The 14,655-nt window shown below is 68.7% G+C and carries 20 protein-coding genes; 10 read left to right on the plus strand and 10 right to left on the minus strand.

Translation table 11 applies throughout. The features are described from left to right. Positions 1 to 154 precede the first annotated feature (154 nt). The 3 genes from C471_RS14075 to C471_RS14085 all read left to right on the plus strand — a co-directional run bounded on the left by C471_RS14075 (position 155) and on the right by C471_RS14085 (position 2,039). Entirely contained in the window at positions 155 to 547 is a 393-nt protein-coding gene (locus tag C471_RS14075) for a YlbF family regulator (protein ID WP_004050145.1), read from the plus strand. 86 nt (positions 548 to 633) lie between these two features. Next, the gene (locus C471_RS14080) at positions 634 to 1,305 is read left to right on the plus strand and encodes a MinD/ParA family ATP-binding protein (protein WP_049909433.1); all 672 of its coding nucleotides are present in this window, start codon (positions 634 to 636) and stop codon (positions 1,303 to 1,305) included. Between the two features lie 74 nt (positions 1,306 to 1,379). Further along, positions 1,380 to 2,039, plus strand: coding sequence for an RAD55 family ATPase (locus C471_RS14085; RefSeq protein WP_004050147.1), 660 nt, complete (start codon positions 1,380 to 1,382; stop codon positions 2,037 to 2,039). 116 nt (positions 2,040 to 2,155) lie between these two features. Here the strand turns inward: C471_RS14085 and C471_RS14090 are convergent, their stop codons facing one another. Both C471_RS14090 and C471_RS14095 read right to left on the minus strand, forming a co-directional pair. Beyond that, positions 2,156 to 2,422 (minus strand): hypothetical protein, encoded by a 267-nt coding sequence (locus C471_RS14090; RefSeq protein WP_004050148.1) that lies wholly within the window; start codon positions 2,420 to 2,422, stop codon positions 2,156 to 2,158. A 107-nt stretch (positions 2,423 to 2,529) separates the two neighbouring features. Next, positions 2,530 to 3,447, minus strand: a complete 918-nt coding sequence (locus C471_RS14095) for an FKBP-type peptidyl-prolyl cis-trans isomerase (RefSeq protein ID WP_004050149.1) — start codon at positions 3,445 to 3,447, stop codon at positions 2,530 to 2,532. Between the two features lie 162 nt (positions 3,448 to 3,609). On the opposite strand from C471_RS14095, the gene cyaB reads away from it, so the two are divergent. Then, the gene (gene cyaB / locus C471_RS14100) at positions 3,610 to 4,200 is read left to right on the plus strand and encodes a class IV adenylate cyclase (protein WP_004050150.1); all 591 of its coding nucleotides are present in this window, start codon (positions 3,610 to 3,612) and stop codon (positions 4,198 to 4,200) included. A 34-nt stretch (positions 4,201 to 4,234) separates the two neighbouring features. Here the strand turns inward: cyaB and C471_RS14105 are convergent, their stop codons facing one another. Continuing rightward, on the minus strand, positions 4,235 to 4,705 hold the full coding sequence (locus C471_RS14105; protein WP_004050151.1) for a MaoC family dehydratase: 471 nt from the start codon (positions 4,703 to 4,705) through the stop codon (positions 4,235 to 4,237). 136 nt (positions 4,706 to 4,841) lie between these two features. Here C471_RS14105 and C471_RS14110 point away from each other — a divergent pair, with 136 nt between their 5' ends. Together C471_RS14110 and C471_RS14115 are read left to right on the plus strand one after the other, a co-directional pair. After that, positions 4,842 to 5,708, plus strand: coding sequence for an HpcH/HpaI aldolase/citrate lyase family protein (locus C471_RS14110; protein ID WP_004050152.1), 867 nt, complete (start codon positions 4,842 to 4,844; stop codon positions 5,706 to 5,708). A gap of 67 nt (positions 5,709 to 5,775) precedes the next feature. Beyond that, positions 5,776 to 7,029, plus strand: a complete 1,254-nt coding sequence (locus C471_RS14115) for a Glu/Leu/Phe/Val family dehydrogenase (protein ID WP_004050153.1) — start codon at positions 5,776 to 5,778, stop codon at positions 7,027 to 7,029. Positions 7,030 to 7,053: 24 nt separating this feature from the next. Here the strand turns inward: C471_RS14115 and C471_RS14120 are convergent, their stop codons facing one another. From C471_RS14120 to C471_RS14140, 5 genes are all read right to left on the minus strand, one after another. Then, complete coding sequence (locus tag C471_RS14120; protein ID WP_004050154.1) at positions 7,054 to 7,770, minus strand: diphthine--ammonia ligase; 717 nt, start codon at positions 7,768 to 7,770, stop codon at positions 7,054 to 7,056. Positions 7,771 to 7,902: 132 nt separating this feature from the next. Continuing rightward, complete coding sequence (locus C471_RS14125) at positions 7,903 to 8,472, minus strand: DUF7110 family protein (RefSeq protein ID WP_004050155.1); 570 nt, start codon at positions 8,470 to 8,472, stop codon at positions 7,903 to 7,905. Positions 8,473 to 8,652: 180 nt separating this feature from the next. After that, the gene (locus C471_RS14130) at positions 8,653 to 8,997 is read right to left on the minus strand and encodes a glutaredoxin family protein (RefSeq protein ID WP_004050156.1); all 345 of its coding nucleotides are present in this window, start codon (positions 8,995 to 8,997) and stop codon (positions 8,653 to 8,655) included. An 84-nt stretch (positions 8,998 to 9,081) separates the two neighbouring features. Continuing rightward, positions 9,082 to 9,714 (minus strand): transcriptional regulator GfcR, encoded by a 633-nt coding sequence (gene gfcR / locus C471_RS14135; protein WP_004050157.1) that lies wholly within the window; start codon positions 9,712 to 9,714, stop codon positions 9,082 to 9,084. Beyond that, positions 9,701 to 10,771, minus strand: a complete 1,071-nt coding sequence (locus C471_RS14140; RefSeq protein ID WP_004050158.1) for a glucose 1-dehydrogenase — start codon at positions 10,769 to 10,771, stop codon at positions 9,701 to 9,703. The genes gfcR and C471_RS14140 overlap by 14 nt, the downstream gene beginning before the upstream one ends. A gap of 106 nt (positions 10,772 to 10,877) precedes the next feature. Between C471_RS14140 and C471_RS14145 the strand changes: the two genes are divergently transcribed. Both C471_RS14145 and C471_RS14150 read left to right on the plus strand, forming a co-directional pair. Continuing rightward, the gene (locus tag C471_RS14145; protein WP_004050159.1) at positions 10,878 to 11,753 is read left to right on the plus strand and encodes an NRDE family protein; all 876 of its coding nucleotides are present in this window, start codon (positions 10,878 to 10,880) and stop codon (positions 11,751 to 11,753) included. Positions 11,754 to 11,809: 56 nt separating this feature from the next. Then, on the plus strand, positions 11,810 to 12,163 hold the full coding sequence (locus C471_RS14150) for a helix-turn-helix transcriptional regulator (RefSeq protein ID WP_004050160.1): 354 nt from the start codon (positions 11,810 to 11,812) through the stop codon (positions 12,161 to 12,163). Between the two features lie 30 nt (positions 12,164 to 12,193). Here the strand turns inward: C471_RS14150 and C471_RS14155 are convergent, their stop codons facing one another. Beyond that, positions 12,194 to 12,793 carry a hypothetical protein gene (locus C471_RS14155; protein WP_004050161.1) on the minus strand — a complete coding sequence of 200 codons (600 nt, stop codon included), beginning with the start codon at positions 12,791 to 12,793 and terminating at the stop codon, positions 12,194 to 12,196. A gap of 135 nt (positions 12,794 to 12,928) precedes the next feature. Here C471_RS14155 and C471_RS14160 point away from each other — a divergent pair, with 135 nt between their 5' ends. Continuing rightward, a complete protein-coding gene (locus tag C471_RS14160; RefSeq protein WP_004050162.1) occupies positions 12,929 to 13,543 on the plus strand; it encodes a halocyanin domain-containing protein in 615 nt (204 codons plus the stop codon). Between the two features lie 104 nt (positions 13,544 to 13,647). On the opposite strand, the gene C471_RS14165 is transcribed toward C471_RS14160, so the two are convergent. Continuing rightward, positions 13,648 to 14,166: a hypothetical protein gene (locus C471_RS14165; RefSeq protein ID WP_004050163.1), complete on the minus strand. Its 519-nt coding sequence runs from the start codon at positions 14,164 to 14,166 to the stop codon at positions 13,648 to 13,650. A gap of 154 nt (positions 14,167 to 14,320) precedes the next feature. On the opposite strand from C471_RS14165, the gene C471_RS14170 reads away from it, so the two are divergent. Continuing rightward, positions 14,321 to 14,596 (plus strand): cytochrome C oxidase subunit IV family protein, encoded by a 276-nt coding sequence (locus C471_RS14170; RefSeq protein WP_004050164.1) that lies wholly within the window; start codon positions 14,321 to 14,323, stop codon positions 14,594 to 14,596. Positions 14,597 to 14,655 lie beyond the last annotated feature (59 nt).

Raw genomic sequence — 14,655 nt, forward strand, 5'->3', positions numbered from 1 at the left:
CGCTCAGAGATGTGTATAAGAGACAGGAGTGACACCGTCGCGTTCGTGGAGTCACAGGTCGAGTGAGCGAGACGCGCGACGCGCGACGCGCGACCGCCCCCGGAGACACCCCCGGCTCCGGCAGGTTAAAACCGGTCCGGCCCGACGATCGGATATGAGCGTCGAACAGGCCTCTCCCGACGAACAGGCCGCGATCGAGGACCTCGGTCGCGAACTCGGCGAACGGATCGCCCAGACCCAGGAGTACGAGCGGTTCGAGACCGCCCGCGAAGCGGTCCAGCGCGACGAGGAGGTTCAGGCGAAGATCGACGAGTTCGAGCAGCTTCGAGCGGAGTTCATGCAGGCCCGAGAGACCGGACAGGCGACGAACTCTGGGCTCCAGAAAGTGCAGGAGGCTCAAGACGAACTCCACTCGATGCCCGTCATGAGCGAGTTCCTCGACGCACAAGACGACCTGACTGACACCCTCGAAGCCGTCAACGAGGCCATCTCGGAGCCGCTCGCGGTCGACTTCGGCGGCGAGGCCGGCGGCTGCTGTCAAGACTGAGCCGTTCCGCTCTCTCCGCCACTCTCTTCCCGCCGTCCGATTTCGCCGTCCCGTCCTTTATTACCGATAGCGGCACACCCCGCCCCGTGATAGCCGTGGCCGGCGGAAAGGGCGGAAGCGGGAAGACGACCACCACGCTGGGGCTCGGGCGGGCGCTGTCGCGACGCGGCGCTCCCGTCGTCGCCGCCGACGCCGACTGGGACCTCCCGAACCTCGCGCGGCTGGCGAGCGCCACCGACGACGCCCGCGAGCCCGCTGGAGACCTGCCGACCGTGATCGACGCGGTCCAGACGACGGGAGAGATCCGTCCCGATCGGCGGGCGCCGACGGTGCTTGCGGCGCCGGACGATCGCGGCGGCGCCGACGCCGGTCGAGTCCTCGCCTCGTTGGCGGAGGCGCTCCCGGACGACGCGCCCGTCCTCCTCGACTGTCCGGCGGGGGCGTCGCCCGACGCCGCTGCGCCGCTCCGGGTCGCCGATCGGTGTCTCCTCGTAACGCCGCTCCGACGGGCGGCGCTCCGAGACACCGCGAAGACTGCGGCGCTCGCGCGTCGACTGGACTGCGCTCCGGTCGGCGCCGTCGCCGTCCGAGCCGAGTCGGCTCCCGCGGGGGTGGGCGAGCTGCTCGGCTGTCCGGTGCTCGGGCGGATCCCGTCGGCCGAGCCCGAGCCGCTGTCCGACTCGTCGGTACGGGCGGCGTACGGCGACCTGGCACGGCGGCTCGTCGATGCACACGGGGCCCGCTGGCGGGTCGCGTGAACGCTGGATCCGGCTCGCGTCGGGCGCTCGTCAGCCACCGACAGAGCCAAACCTTCGGAGCCGGCAGCGCATGTATGGAGACGCTCCCGACCGGTATCTCCGTGCTGGACAGGGAGTTCGGCGGCGGGCTCCCGAGCGGCAGCGTCGTCGTGTTGAAGGCGGACCCCGCGAGCCAGTCCGAACTGATCGTGGACCGGTTCTCGCGGCCGCGGGAGTGCCGCTACCTCACGACGGTGCGTTCGGCCGACGCGGTCGAAGGGACTCTCACGGTCGGCAGTGCGGGCGAAGGCGGCGAGAGCGACGGGAGTGAGGGGGGAGGGGGAGACGTCGAAACCGTCGTCGAGGAGACGGACCGCGAAGCCCCGATCGACGACGTGCTGGCGGCCGCCGCGGACCTCCCGGAACGAGCCACCCTCGTCGTCGACTCCGTCGAGCCGCTGGAGGCGGCCGACCGATCCCGGTACGGTTCGTTCCTCTCCGATCTGCGCGGACACGTCGACGACGCCGGGGGCATCGCCGTAATACATGCACTCAAGGGGAACAACGGGCAAAATCGGGTCGTCACCGAGCAGGTCGCGGACGTGGTCTTCGACCTCCGGACGACCGTCACCGGTACGGAGATCGTGAACCGTCTGATCGTACCGAAGTTCCGCGGCGGCGCGGCGCTCGAAGAGCCGCTCAAACTGAAGCTCACCGACACCGTCTCGGTAGACACGAGCCGCGACATCGCCTGATCCGACGCACGGGCCGGTGCGTTATTTGCAGAAAGGCAACTCAGAGTCCTCCGAGAGGGGACTATGAGTAATATCCCAACGCTCGGGAATCCTCGCCCTTCAGAGCGGTGGGGATGTCAAAGCGGCACCACCGACGTCGTGACGACGACGAGAACGCCGACGAGCACGGCAGCCGCCGCCCAGTTCCGCGGTCGGTCGGGCGCCCCGTACGGTCCGCCCTTCCGCGTGAAGAGGTAGCCGGCGTAGACGACGAGCGGCGCCAGCGTCGGCAGAGTTGGCACGTCGACGACGCCGGCGACACCGGACAACAGGGCTATCGCGATCGTCGCGCCCCCGGCGCTCGCGGCGACGACGAGGTCGTCGCGCGCACGTTCGATCTCCATGTCTCTCAGTGGGTCGACCGCAGTTCAAAAGGGATCTGTTCGCGCTCGCGTTCGCGCGGTCGGCCCGATCGGTACGATCGATTCGACCGGTCAGGCCGGAGACCGGATTACTCCTCGTCGATCTCGTCGACGATCTCGTCGGCGTCGACGTCGACGTCTTCGAGCGCCTCCTCGATGTCGCCGGCGCCGGCGCCGCCCATGCCGCCCATCATGCCGCCGAGACCGCCCATGCCGCCGCCCTCGATGACCTCCTCGACCACGACGCGGTCGAGGTCGAGCCGGCTCATGAGGTCCTGCGCGATCTGCTGTTTCTGGAACATCCACTGCTGGTTCATCTGCATCGCCTGCGTGGCCGTCACGTAGAGGACATCCTTCTCGACCTCCTCGGTCTCGACGACCTCCTCACCGTCGTCGTCCTCGGTGACCGTCTCCTCCTCCTCGGTGACCGTCTCGATGCGGACCTCGGGCGCCTCCTGGAGGTACATCCCGAGCATGCCGGCGGCCTGCTCTTCGCGGTCGTCGATCTCCTCGAGAATTTCGTACTCGTACTCGAGGTCTTCGCCGGCCAGCGGGTGGTTGAAGTCGACGCGGGCGCGGCCGCCGATGATCGTCTCGAGGTAGCCCTGCTGGTTGTCGATCTGGACCTGTGCACCGGGGTAGCGGCTGTCCTCGGGGATCTTGTCGGCCTTGACGGTCTCGACTTCTTCGGGGTCGTACGCGCCGAAGGCGTCCTCGGCGGGCACGTCGACGACGCCCTCGTCGCCGACCTCGGCGCCGATGAAGGCCTCCTCGACGGACGGGAACACGTGACCGGCACCGAGCGCGATGATGCGCGGCTCGAACTCGTGTTCCTCGGTGTCGATCTCGGCGTCCTCGGCGACCTCCTCGTCGGTGGTGTCGATGACTCGGTCGTCGTCGGCGGTTCGGATCGTGTACGCGACGCGCACGAAGTCGCCGTCGGCGAGTCCCTCGGTCTCGGCCTCGTCTGCGTCCTCGGCCGCGTCCGCTTGCTCCTGATCGCTCATACCCAGAAGGTCTCTTGTTACACCCTTAAGGCGCACGGTTCGGTCCGGAGCGGTGACGGCGCGTAACGCGGCCGTCGAAGCCGAGCGAGCGAACCGTGAGGGCGCCTCCTCCGAGAGGCGCGTCCCACCGCTGTTAAGAGCCGTCCCGGCCGACCCGACGGTATGTACGAGGTCGAGATCAAGGTTCCGGCCGAGGTCGACGCCGTCCGCGAGCGACTGCGGGCGGCCGGCGCCGAGCGCGTCGACGCCCGCCGCCAGCGCGACGCGTACTACGACGCCCCGCACCGCGACTTCGCCGAGACCGACGAGGCGCTCCGAGTCCGACGGGAATCCCCCCTCCCGGACGGGATCGGATCGGAGACCGAATCGGCTCCGGCCGCGGAAACGACGAAGGTCACGTACAAGGGCCCCCTCCTCGACGAGGGGTCGAAGACGCGCGTGGAACACGAGACCGCCGTCGACGACGGCGAGGCGATGGCCGGCGTGCTCTCGGGGATCGGGTTCGAGCCGGCCGCGGTCGTCGAGAAGCGCCGCGAGTTCTGGTCGTTCGCGGGGTTTACGGTCACCCTCGACGCGGTCGACGGCGTCGGCGAGTTCGTCGAGATCGAGCGCGAGGTCGACGGCGAGGACGCGATCGAGACCACCCGCGACGAGGCGTTGGAGGCCCTCGATCGGCTCGGCCTCGACGGCGACACACAGGTCCGAACGTCGTACCTCGGGCTGCTGCTGGCCGACGGCGAGGAGGGCGAGTGAGCCGGCTCGCAGTCGACGTCCCGCCGCCAGCCGGTCACTCCCCGTCCTCGGGTCGCTTCTCCGAGAGTACGGTCCGGTCGAACTCGCAGACGAGCACGTCGTCCTCGCCCTCGACCACCTTGAACGCCTCCACGTGCATCGTGACGACGCCGCGCTCGCCGTCGCTCGTCTCCCGCTTGTCCGTGACGGTCGACCGCGCGCGGATAGTGTCTCCGTGGAACACCGGGTTCGGATGCTCGACCGCGTCGTACGAGAGGTTCGCGACGACGGTGCCGTCGGTGGTCTCCGGTACCGACACGCCGACCGCGAGCGACATGGTGTAGAGCCCGTTGACCAACCGCTCGCCGAACTGCGTCCGCTCGGCGAAGTCGGCGTCGAGGTGGAGCGGCTGCTGGTTCATCGTCATGTCGCAGAAGCGCTGGTTGTCGGCCTCGCTCACCGTTCGTCGCTTCGCGTGCTCGATCGTCTCGCCGACCGCGAACTCCTCGTAGTAGCGTCCGGGCATGGCGCCACCGTCTCCCGCGGGAAGCAAATCGGTACCGCTTCACCGACCCGGAACACGTCACCACGCGTCGCGTGACGCGCCCATTCCCCGCGTCGCCGTCGGGACGCTTTATGTCGGAGCGCGCGGACCGGCCGACATGGCACGACGAAGCCTGCTGTTCTCGCCGGGCGATCGCCCGGAGCTCATGCGGAAGGCGCCGGCGACGGACGCGGACGTGATCTGCTTCGACCTCGAGGACGCGGTCGCGCCCGACCGGAAGGCCGAGGCCCGCGAATCGGTCCGCGCCGTGCTCGCCGACCCCGACTTCGAGCCCGACGCGGAGGTGTGCGTCCGGCTCACGGTCACCGAACCGGCCGCCGACCTCGACGCGCTGGTGGGGGAGCGCTCCGAGACCGGTCACCGCGACGACCTCCGGCTCGACGCGGTCATGCTCCCGAAGGTCGAGGACCCGGACCGGGTCGACCGCGCAGCCGCGCTGTGTGCCGACCGCGGGCTCGAACCGGCCGTGTTTGCGCTCGTCGAGACGGCGGCGGGGGTCCTCTCGGCCGAGTCGATCGCGGCCGCCCCGGCGACCGACGCCTTGGTCTTCGGCGCCGAAGACCTCGCGGCGGACGTGGGCGCGACCCGCACCGACGAGGGGACCGAGGTCCTGTACGCCCGCGAGCACGTCGTCCTCGCGGCCGGCGCCGCCGACGTCGACGCGATCGACACGGTGTACACCGACTTCTCCGACGCGGACGGTCTCCGCGAGGAGGCGGAGTTCGCGCTCACGCTCGGCTACGACGGGAAGCTGGCGATCCACCCGGCCCAGGTCGACCCGATCAACGCGGCGTTCACGCCGGGCCCCGAGGAGATCGAGTGGGCCGAGAAGGTGCTCGCCGCCCGCGACGCCGCCGACCGAGAGGGACGGGGCGTCTTCCAGGTCGACGGCGAGATGATCGACGCGCCGCTGATCGCGCAGGCGGAGCGGATCGCCGAGCGCGCCGCGGCGAGCGATCGGTAAGCCATCGATCGAGACAAGTACCGAACCGTCCGCCACAGTTAACCTCGACCCCCCGGGAGACTGAGGTATGACCGGCCAAGCCAACCCCTTCGAGAGCCTTCAAGAGCAGGTCGACGACGCCGCGGCGTTCCTCGACGCGTCACCGGGCGTCATCGACCGGCTGAAGAACCCGGAGCGAGTACTGGAGACGAACCTCACCTTCGAACTCGACGACGGGTCGCTGGAGACGGTCCGGGCGTACCGCTCGCAGTTCAACGGGGACCGCGGCCCGTATAAGGGCGGCATTCGGTACCACCCCGGCGTCACCCGCGACGAGGTGAAGGCGCTGTCCGGGTGGATGGCGTACAAGTGCGCCGTCGTCGACATCCCGTACGGCGGCGGGAAAGGGGGGATCGCGATCGACCCCACCGACTACTCCGAGGCCGAACTGGAGCGGCTCACCCGCGCGTTCGCGACCGAACTCCGCCCCCTGATCGGCGAGGACCGCGACATCCCCGCGCCCGACGTCAACACCGGACAGCGGGAGATGAACTGGATCAAAGACACCTACGAGACCCTCGAGAACACGACCGCTCCCGGCGTCATCACCGGGAAGGCGCTCGATTCGGGCGGCAGCGAGGGGCGCGTCGAGGCGACCGGTCGCTCCGTCGCCCTCTCCGCGCGCGAGGCGTTCGACTGGCTCGGCCGCGACATCGCAGGCGCGACTGTCGCCGTCCAAGGGTACGGGAACGCGGGGTCGATCGCCGCAGCGCTGCTCGACGACCTCGGCGCGGACGTAGTGGCGGTTTCCGACTCCTCGGGAGGCATCTACGCCCCCGACGGGTTCGACCCGCGCGCCGTCAAAGACCACAAGGCCGAGACCGGTTCCGTCAGCGGGTACGCCGACGCGGAGTCGATCACGAACGAGGAGGTGTTGACGCGCGACATCGACATTCTCGTCCCGGCCGCGCTGGAGAACGCGATCGACGGCGACCTCGCCGCCGACGTGCGCGCCGACCTCGTCGTCGAGGCCGCGAACGGGCCGCTCACCCCCGACGCCGACGACGTGCTCGCAGACAAGGACGTGTACGTCGTTCCCGATATCCTCGCGAACGCCGGCGGGGTCACCGTTTCGTACTTCGAGTGGGTCCAGAACCGGCAGCGGTTCTACTGGACGGAAGAGCGCGTGAACGAGGAGTTAGAGCGCGTGATCGTCGACGCCTTCGATCGGCTGGTCGACAGCTACGAGACGAACGACGCTCTGAACCTCCGGACCGCGGCGTACGTCGTCGCCATCGATCGGATCGTCGACGCCTACGATCAGGCCGGTAACTGGCCGTAGATCGGCCCGTTCGGAGCGGCGAACTCACTCCAGCCGCGCGTCCCGGATCTCGACGTGGCCGCGGTCGCCCTCCCACACCGCGTCGTACTCGATGTCGATTCGCCGGTCCATGTGCGGTCCGCCGACGACGTACGTCTCGAACTCTCCACCCTCGCCGAGCGGATGGATCCCGTACTCCTCGCGGAGGTCGACGAGTTCGGCGAGCGCGTCGGCGTCGTAGCGCCGGCCGAGCCACGACTCGTCGAGCCCGTAGGCGGCCACCTGTACGATCCGGATCTCGAAGCCCGCCTCGAACATCGCCTCGGCGAGTTCGATCGGGTCCTCTCGCCACAGCGGCGCGAACAGGTCGAGCCCGAGCCGGTCGCACATCCCCCGAATGCGGCTCGTCTGGAACTCGCTCTCGACCGCGCCGGCGGTGACGCCCGCGAGGTCGAGGTCCTCTTCGTCGGCGAGCTCGCGCAGCGCGGCCTCCATCGGCTCCAGCTCGGCGTCCCCCTGCGCGCCCGCGTCGTCGACGTCGCCGGCGCCGAAGTCGTCTGGCGACACCTCGACGAGGTCGATCCCGACGCTCTCGGCCGCGAGTTCAGCGAGCTCGGTCGCCGGCGTGTGATACATGTACGAGTCGCCCGCGGGGTGGACCGTCAGGAGCCGCGAGACGTCGAGGCCCTCCTCCAGCGCGCGGTACAGCGCCCACGAGGAGTCTTTCCCGCCGGAAAAGAGGCTCACCCAGTCGTCGGTCATTGACGGGGAGAGGCCCGGAGCGCCTAAAGCGTCGGCGGTCCGCGACGACGTCGCTCGGTGGGCGAGCCGCAGTGTGAGAGAATGGAGTCGGTGTCGGATCGCTCCGGACGAGCCGGCGTTCAGAGCCGGAAGTCAGTCCGAGATGAACTCGTTGTCGCGCCAGTTGACGCCGCCGTCGCCCTCGCCCGCCCCTTGCGGGCTCTCGACGACTTCGATGCTCGCGGGACGCGGTTCGCCCTCGACGATGCGGGTCGCCTCCAGCTCGCCGTCCTCCTCGGTGATCGCGGTCAGCGTCCCCTTCTCCGAGAGGGTCGCGATCTTGCGTAACACGCGGAACATCGGGTACTGGAGCGCGGAGTTCTGGAGGACGGTCTCGCGGTCGCCCTTGAAGCAGGCGAACTCGACGAGCTCGGAGGGGATCTCCTCCTCTTCGTCATCCATCCACTGCGGGCCGCCGGCGCGCGGGGGCTCTTCCTCCCACACGCGCGTCTCCGTGACCGACGCCTTCAGCTGGGCGGTCGGCGTGTACTTACTAATTGACTCGTCGTCGGACAGGGCCTTGATGATGAGGGTGTTGTTTCGACGCGTGATGTCGATGTCGTCGATCTCCGGCGGGAGGTCGGGATCTTCTTCGAAGTACGTCTCCACGTCTTCGAGTGGCAGTTCGAGCGTCGAATGAAGTCTGAACACGCGGCCTGTCATTGTTGGTTGGGTGAGATGGGGTCGAACCGAGCGGCACGGCGGCAGCGGCGACTGCTGCACCTACCCTATCTACGGCCCGTGGGTTTATATCGCCTGTCCTTCGACTTCCGAGGTCGGAAATGCCCTTCGACCTCCGAGCGGACGCGCGATGCTCCGGGACGTCCGACGGAGCGTCTCCGGCTATTCGGCGCCCAGTTCGGCGGCCAGCTCGCCGCGCTCGTCGAGCTCCGCGAGCACGTCGCTCCCGCCGACAAACTCCCCGTCGACGAACGTCTGAGGGATCGTCTCCCAGCCGCTGTGGGACTCTAACGCCTCGCGGTAGTGCGGCAGCGCCGGCAGCACGTCGACCGTCTCGAACTCCTCGACGTGCTGGCCGATCAGCTCGACGGCGCGCTTCGAGTAGCCGCACTGCGGCATCAGGCGGTTACCCTTCATGAAAAGCACCACGTCGTTATCGGCGATCGTCTCCTCGACTCGCGCCTCGATCTCGTCGGGCTCGGCGTCGGTTTCCGGTTGGAACGTCATGGGAACTGATACGCGCCCGCGACGCAAATGGGTTCCGCACGGGAACGGCGTCCTCCGCGCGACGGGCGGAGGCCGGCGAGCGAGCTACTCCTCGCGGTCGACGCGGACCACGTCGACGAGCGAGTACACCGGGACGCCGTCGATCTCGTCGTACCCTCGCTTGTCGACGAGCACGACGCACGCGACGGGCTCGCCGCCCTGATCGCGGATCGCGTCGATCGACTCGCGCATCGTCGTCCCCGAGGTGATGATGTCGTCGACGACGTAGCAGTCGCGGTCGCGGATGGCGGCGAAGTTCCGCGAGAAACCGCCGCCCTGTTCGTCGATATCGCCCTCGTCCCACTGGTGTTTCGCGGGCGCGTACGTCCCGAGGTCCGTGTCCAGTTCGTTCGCGACCGCGGTGGCGAGCGGCGCGCCGGCCTTCTCGACGCCGACCGTCAGGTCGACCTCGTCGCCTTGCTTGGCCAGCAGGTCCGCCATCGCGCTCGCCGCGTACCGGAGCCGGGTCGAGTCGCGCCCCAGGGCCGACCAGTCGACGTGGATATCGGACGTCGAGGTCGACGCCGCGGTCTCGATGTCCGCGCCGTTGCCGCCGCGCTCGACGAGCCAACTAGCGGTCTCCCGGGAGACGTTCAGTTCGTCGGCGATTTCGCCCTTCGAGAGCCCGTGTTCAGCGAGCTCGGCCGCGCTGTCTATCAGGTCGTCAACGTTCTTCATATGCGCTGAATTCGACCGCCGTTTTAATAGTCGTGTCGTCATCCGCGAACGCGGCCTCGAAGTCGTCGAGACCGTGTACGCCCGTGACGAGATCGCCGAGGAACGTGTCCGAAAAGCGGGATAGCGAGTCGATGGCGGCCTCGAAGTGCTCGTAGCCGGAGTTGACGCTGCCGACGAGCGCCTTGTTGTGGAGGACGAACTCCCGGTGGAGCCGACCGCCGTCGATCTCGAACTCCCAGTCGCTCGGGACGCCGAGCAGCGCGCCGACCCCGTTCGGGGCGAGCGCCTCGATCGTCTCGAAGGCGTGCGGCGCGTAGCCCGTCGCCTCGAAGACGAAGTCCATCGGCTCGTGGGCCGCCGGCACCGAGGGCACCGGCGTCTCGTTGGAGTTGACGTACGTCGCCCCGAGCGACTCGATGATATCGATCGTCGGGTCCGGGCGCTCGCGGCGGCCGAGACAGTAGATCCGGTCGAACTCCTTGTCGAGGGTCGCCACCGTCAACAGCCCCAGCGAGCCGTTCCCCAAGATCAGCGCCGACTCCGGCTCCCAGTGGAACGCCGACCGGCTGGCGTAGGCGTGTTCGATCGCCTTCTCCGCGATCGAGACGGGCTCGACGAGGAAACCCCACTCCGCCAGCGCGGGCGGAATCTCGACGAGGAACTCCGCGGGGCTGGTGAAGTACTCCGCCATGAAGCCGTGGGCGCCAACGATGCCGCGCTCGTGGTACTGGCCGTTCGGCGCCATGTCGGGCTCGCCGCGCGCGAAGTACTCGTTCGCCCCGTTCGGCGGTCGACGGACCGTCGGCACCACGACGTCTCCGACCTCGAACGGCGTGTCGTTCGGCTCCTCGATCACGCCGACCGCCTCGTGGCCCATCACGAGGTGGTCCTCGCCTTCGGGAGAGCCACCGTGACTCCCGGAAATAACCTCGTGATCGGTTCCGTCGACGCCGACTCTGAGGGTCCGAACAAGCGCTTCTCCGGGCGACGGCTCCGGTCGCGGCTTCTCAGTCACGACCGGTTCGTCCGTCCCGTCGTACACGGCGATCGCATTCATATCCCGGTCTTGACGGCCAGTCACCAAAAGATTTCTTTTATTATGAGTAAACGATCGCACCGCGCTGACCATTGGTTTTTCGTCGTTGCCCGCCGGATCTATCGCCGTGTGTACCCTCTCGCTCGCGTGGCGAACCTTCGGTGACGCGCCCATCGCGCTCGCTGCGAACCGCGACGAAGCGTTCGATCGGCCGTCCGAACCGCCGGCCCTCCGCGGGGTCGACGACAGCGGAGGTGACGCCGAGAGCGGCGACAGCGACGGCGGCTACGTCGCCCCTCGCGACGCCGAGGCCGGCGGGACGTGGATCGGGCTCTCCGCGTCGGGGGTCGTCGCCGCGGTCACGAACCGCTGGCTCGACGCCGACCGAGAGGGCGACCGCTCCCGGGGGCTGCTCGTCCGCGACTGCTTGGAGGCCGACTCCGCGGAGGGCGCCGTTCGAACGGTCGAACGCGAGCTCGAATCTCGGTCGTACGACGGGTTCAACCTCGTGCTCGCCGACGCCGACGCCGCCTTCGTCCTCTCGTACGACGGCGGGCTGGCGCTCACCCGCCTCGATCCCGGCGTCCACGTCGTCGGCAACGTCGGCGGCGTGGTCAACGGCGCCGAACGCTTCGCGGTTCCGGACCGGCGACGGGAGTTCGGCGCGGAGCGCGCCGACAGCTCGCGGGCGGTCGCGGCCGCGCTGGTGCCCGAGCCCGGCGAGTCGGGCGCGGCGTGGCTCGATCGCGCGAGCGACACGCTCGCGGACCACGAGTACGGCGCCTGCCTCCACGGCGACGGCTTCGGCACGCGGTCGTTCACGCGGATTCGGACCGCGCCCGATTCGGAGACGGTCTCCGGTTCCGAGGCGGCACCCGAGTTCGCGTACGCCGACGGACCGCCCTGCGAGACGCCCGCGGAGTCGGTGCCGCTGCCGGCGGGGTTCGGATCGGGTCGGCCGGGTCGATCGGACGGATCGGGTCGACCGGATGGATCGGCGTAGCGGCGGCGACGGCACGGAAAGCCAGTTTTAAGCGACTCGCGGGCGCCCGGTGTTGTATGAGCGTGTCCGAACTCGAGGCCGACCTCTCGGAGGACGAACGCGCCGGCCTCGAACTCATCCGCGAGACCGGTGGTATCCACCAGAGCGACTTCTGGAAGGAACTCGATGTCTCCTCGCGCAAGGGGAGCCGCATCGCGGAGGCGTTAGAGGAGTCCGGGCTCATCCAGCGCTCGGACACCGTCTACGACGGCCACAACACGTACTATCTCGAACCCGCGCCCCGCGACCTGGACTTCTCGCTGCTCATGGCCGGCGACATGCTCTCGCCGTTCATCGGCGAGGAGGAAGTCGACGCGCAGGCCGACGCCTTCTCGCAGTGGATGATGAACCTGGCGTACGAGGAGTACTAAGCCGGACGCCGAGTCGCTTCCCTGAACGTCTTATTCTTCGTTTCCCGGATCGATCACGTCGTCGTCGACACGTCGGATGCTCTCGGCCAGCCGAGAGCCGTCGGGGACGGCCTTTAAAAATGCGTCAGAGCCGAACGGCGCGTCCCCGTTGACCGACACCATCCCAAGGTCGGCGGGGTCGCCGTCGAGGCCGGTGAGGAACGCGACCGTTCGGACCGCGGGCACGTCATCGACCCGCGCCGCCGCGTCGACGGAGCCGTACAGCGACCGATGGGTAGCGACGTGGTAGACGCAGGTCGGCGTCGGCGCGAAACAGAGGAGGAACCGTGCGCCCGGTTCGGTGCGGCCGAGCTTCGGTCGGAGCGCGTGGGCCGCGTCGGCGTGGAAGTACCGCTCCATTCGGCGGTACTGCCGGAGGACCTCGTTGGCGCCGGTCGCGCGTCGGACGGCCGCATCGCCTTTGAGCTCGACGACGTGATCGACGCGCTCCGGCGTACGGACCCGGACGTACACGTCGACGACCCCGCGACGCCCGCCCGCGTCGTACGGCTCTTCCAACCGAATCTCGGGATCGTCGTGGGCGGCGACGTAGTGATCGACCACGCGCGTCGCCAGTTCGTCCTCCCGCATGGATCGACCACGGAGGCGCCCGCGAATAAAGCCGCCGCCAGCGGAGCGCATCGCCGACCGGTCGGGCGATGAGGGGTTCTCTCCGTCCGGGGTTCATCAAGGGGTTTGTAAGGCTCGAACCCCTAGTTACGGTTGATGTCTGACAAACTGTCTAGACGGCGGTACGTCGCCGGAACCGGAGCCGCGCTGACCCTCGGAACGCTCGCCGGCTGTTCCGGCGGCGGGGACGGCGGCGACGGCGGCGACGAGGTAGGCTCTGACGGGTCCGACGGCTCTGACGGTTCCGACGGCTCTGACGGGTCCGACGGTTCCGACGGGTCCGACGGTTCCGACGGGTCCGACGGCTCCGATGGCGGCGACTCCGGCGGGTCGGCCGCCGACGACGTTCCGACCGAGATCGACGAGTACCTCGCCGACGCCCGGATGTACGACGGGACGATCATGGACTACACCGGACAGGACGAGGTCACGGTCGCCGTCGGCGGCGGGAGCGACGGGCTGGCGTTCGACCCGCCGGCGATCCGGATCGACTCCAGCACGACCGTCGTCTGGGAGTGGACCGGTCAGGGCGGCGCGCACAACGTGGCCTCCGCCGAGAACTCCGAGTCCGACTTCGAGAGCGGCAACGCCGTCAGCGAGGAGGGCACAACCTTCGAGCAGTCGTTCGACAACACCGGGATTCAGCTCTACTACTGCACCCCGCACCAGACGGTCGGGATGCTCGGCGCTATCGAAGTCGTCGAAGCGTAACTCGGGCGATCGACCGCGGTCCGTTTTTTTTTTTTTTTCGGACGCCGACCCGTCAGCGGCGCGACCGTCCGGATCTATCGCGACCGTGTTGCCGGCATCGACGGCTACGGGAGGAACGACCACCGCACGTCGACGATCCGGTCGTGCTCGCTCGTGACCGTCGGGCGCGCGAGGTGATCGTTCGCGTTGACGCCGGCGTCCGCCAGCCGCGAGAGCGACTCCTCCAACGTGCGGTCCGAGCGCTCGACTGTCGAGTCGCGGGCGTACGGCGCGTCGAGGGGGTTCGACCGCGAGTTCGAGATGTCGATCGCGTCCGTGAGTTCGGCGCCGATCGCGTACGCCGGCTGGTGAAACTTCCACCCGTCGACGGACAGAAAGAGCCACACGTCGCCGTTGATCGCGTGGTACTCCCCGGAGACCCGGGAGGGGTCGTGGGCGACGACGCGCGAGAGGACGTCGGTCTTCGTCCGATAAAGCGCGTCCTTGCGGGCCGACCGGACGTTGCTCTCGGTGAGGTCGCCGCGCTCGTAGGCGGCGGTCGCCTCGTCGGCGAATTGCTTCGCGACCTTGTTGACGACGTACAGCGATTCGAGCAGATCGTCCGTCGGTTCGAGCGGGTCCACGGTGATACCGGTCGGCGGCTGCGACCGGTGTGAGGTGGGTGCGTCGCGCGGATAGGCGTTTCGGGATCCGCGGTCGGAGTTCGGCGTCCCCGACGCGACCGCGCCCCCCGGATGGTTAATTCTTTAAGCACGGGGACGAAGTCGATGGCAAGCAATGTCGGACGACTCGCTCAAACTGTACACCGCGATCTACGTCGCGCTCCTGGTCGCGGCGAGCCTCAACTTCGCTCTTTTCGAGACATCGTTCATCGAGTTCACGTACGCCCAGGCGCTCGGCGGCACGCTGGTGATCGCGACGGTCAAGACGCTCCTCATCGTCGCGTACTTCCAGCACCTCCGGTGGGAGAACCGCTCGCTCACGTACGTGATGTCGCTCGCGCTCGCGCTCACCATGCTGCTGATGGCCGCCGCGACGTACTCCATCTCGTAGAGCGCCGCGCGACTGCCCGGATTTTCCGGCGCTTCCCGCGCCCGCTCCGTTCCGTCTCC

This window comes from Halorubrum saccharovorum DSM 1137, from assembly GCF_000337915.1.
In the GTDB taxonomy this organism is placed as follows: domain Archaea; phylum Halobacteriota; class Halobacteria; order Halobacteriales; family Haloferacaceae; genus Halorubrum; species Halorubrum saccharovorum.

Bases quoted from the DNA above. Each gene is read 5' to 3' on its own strand.
- C471_RS14105 (WP_004050151.1), bottom strand. From the start codon at position 4,705: ATGCCCGGACGCTACTACGAGGAGTTCGCGGTCGGCGAGACGATCGAG.
- C471_RS14075 (WP_004050145.1), top strand. From the start codon at position 155: ATGAGCGTCGAACAGGCCTCTCCCGACGAACAGGCCGCGATCGAGGAC.
- C471_RS14130 (WP_004050156.1), bottom strand. From the start codon at position 8,997: ATGACGTTCCAACCGGAAACCGACGCCGAGCCCGACGAGATCGAGGCG.
- C471_RS14170 (WP_004050164.1), top strand. From the start codon at position 14,321: ATGTCGGACGACTCGCTCAAACTGTACACCGCGATCTACGTCGCGCTC.
- C471_RS14150 (WP_004050160.1), top strand. From the start codon at position 11,810: ATGAGCGTGTCCGAACTCGAGGCCGACCTCTCGGAGGACGAACGCGCC.
- C471_RS14155 (WP_004050161.1), bottom strand. From the start codon at position 12,793: ATGCGGGAGGACGAACTGGCGACGCGCGTGGTCGATCACTACGTCGCC.
- cyaB (WP_004050150.1), top strand. From the start codon at position 3,610: ATGTACGAGGTCGAGATCAAGGTTCCGGCCGAGGTCGACGCCGTCCGC.
- C471_RS14120 (WP_004050154.1), bottom strand. From the start codon at position 7,770: ATGACCGACGACTGGGTGAGCCTCTTTTCCGGCGGGAAAGACTCCTCG.
- C471_RS14085 (WP_004050147.1), top strand. From the start codon at position 1,380: ATGGAGACGCTCCCGACCGGTATCTCCGTGCTGGACAGGGAGTTCGGC.
- C471_RS14095 (WP_004050149.1), bottom strand. From the start codon at position 3,447: ATGAGCGATCAGGAGCAAGCGGACGCGGCCGAGGACGCAGACGAGGCC.
- C471_RS14160 (WP_004050162.1), top strand. From the start codon at position 12,929: ATGTCTGACAAACTGTCTAGACGGCGGTACGTCGCCGGAACCGGAGCC.
- C471_RS14115 (WP_004050153.1), top strand. From the start codon at position 5,776: ATGACCGGCCAAGCCAACCCCTTCGAGAGCCTTCAAGAGCAGGTCGAC.
- gfcR (WP_004050157.1), bottom strand. From the start codon at position 9,714: ATGAAGAACGTTGACGACCTGATAGACAGCGCGGCCGAGCTCGCTGAA.
- C471_RS14090 (WP_004050148.1), bottom strand. From the start codon at position 2,422: ATGGAGATCGAACGTGCGCGCGACGACCTCGTCGTCGCCGCGAGCGCC.
- C471_RS14140 (WP_004050158.1), bottom strand. From the start codon at position 10,771: ATGAATGCGATCGCCGTGTACGACGGGACGGACGAACCGGTCGTGACT.
- C471_RS14110 (WP_004050152.1), top strand. From the start codon at position 4,842: ATGGCACGACGAAGCCTGCTGTTCTCGCCGGGCGATCGCCCGGAGCTC.
- C471_RS14125 (WP_004050155.1), bottom strand. From the start codon at position 8,472: ATGACAGGCCGCGTGTTCAGACTTCATTCGACGCTCGAACTGCCACTC.